The organism is Rickettsiales endosymbiont of Peranema trichophorum, from assembly GCF_004210275.1.
Lineage (GTDB): Bacteria > Pseudomonadota > Alphaproteobacteria > Rickettsiales > Midichloriaceae > RICK02.
Window position 1 is genome coordinate 1 of the sequence record NZ_SCFA01000005.1, and the last position, 1,358, is coordinate 1,358.

Here is a 1,358-nt window from a genome sequence, read left to right on the forward strand (position 1 = left end):
TTAAGAGAGCATCAGAAACGAAGATAAGAAGACACGTCAAGATTCGAGCTGAAGCAAATCCGTACGACCCAAAGTTTAGAGAGTACTTTAAGCAAAGGGAAGGCAGGAGGAGACCGGTTAAAGAGGTAACGTTGCTGGGTGGCCAAGAGCCGCCTTATCAGTGCTCGAGCGTAATGCTGGGAAACTAGCACGTTGCGTTCTTCGAGGAGGGGCTCTCAGCAATGGGAGCTCCTTACTCTACGTTATGGTCCTAACGGTTATGATGGGCTCCAGTTGCTCAAGGCGTTGATACTACAAAGCTGGTATAGTTTAAGCGACCCAAAGTTGGAGGAAGCGCTAAGGGTAAGGCTAGACTTCATGGTGTTTACGGGTTTTGAGGGAGATGTACCAGATGAGACCACATTCTGTCGATTTCGCAATAGATTAATGAAGCTAGGTTTGTGGGAGAAAGTGTTTGCTGAGCTCAACTACCAACTTCAAAGTCAGGGATTAGCAGTATCTCCGGCAAGTAGCGCGATAGTTGATGCGACGATAATAGAGTCTGCTGCGAGACCGAATAAGGAGACGAGTGGGATTGTTATAGACCGTGAGGAAGATGATGGCAAAGAAGTTGTGCTAGGAGAAGCACATTTGTCTAAGGATCCCGATGCTAGATGGCTGAAGAACGGGAGGACATAGGATTGGGAGAAAATAGTACGCTAAGGAGAAAACATAAGTCTGACAGGTATGTTTTATGTAGCCTATAGAAGGAATATTTCAGTTGTCTAGCGTGTCCCCGAGACTCCAGAGTAGCACTAACTATGACCCATCAGTTAGATAAATATTTGATATGAGACTTGACGGGTATATGAAGAGGTGTGAGGTTGGGGGCAGCATAACGTAGTATCAAACGTAAGTATAAAAAGTAGTGTAAGAGGAGCCCGTGTGGCATGCTCGTTTTGACACTAGTAAGCGCTGGAGCGGGTTCTGCTTCCGTTAGGGTTTTATCTTGCTTGAGTGTGAGACGTAGATTAGATTGCTGGTACTCGTGCTTAGAGTGATGGAAAGCGGATCTTAGGGTTCCAATGCCTCTCATCTGTTTGTCTGTGGTATCGCAGCTCTGGCAAATCACATCAGAAAACTGACGCATCCCTTCTGTAAGCCGCTTAGAGCGGACCTGTTAGACGTATACTTCGGCCTTAGCGTACTATTTTCCCAATCCTATGTCGTGTCCATAATAATGTGTATACGTTATTATGCTTATTTGATTGACTGTTAAGTACTAAGACAGCTATCTCTAGTATAAAACAGCTGGAGGAAGTATTTGGAATAGTGTACAATGGGTTTTACTAAGGATAAACACAAGAGATTATATTGAT

At 44.6% G+C, this 1,358-nt stretch carries 2 protein-coding genes; both read left to right on the plus strand.

The window, feature by feature from the left end; translation table 11 throughout:
- The coding region (locus tag EDM53_RS00455) for a hypothetical protein (protein WP_130121361.1) at positions 1–188 on the plus strand (188 nt) is incomplete at its 5' end.
- Positions 189–192: 4 nt separating this feature from the next.
- Positions 193–678: a transposase gene (locus EDM53_RS00460; RefSeq protein WP_130121363.1), complete on the plus strand. Its 486-nt coding sequence runs from the start codon at positions 193–195 to the stop codon at positions 676–678.
- Positions 679–1,358 lie beyond the last annotated feature (680 nt).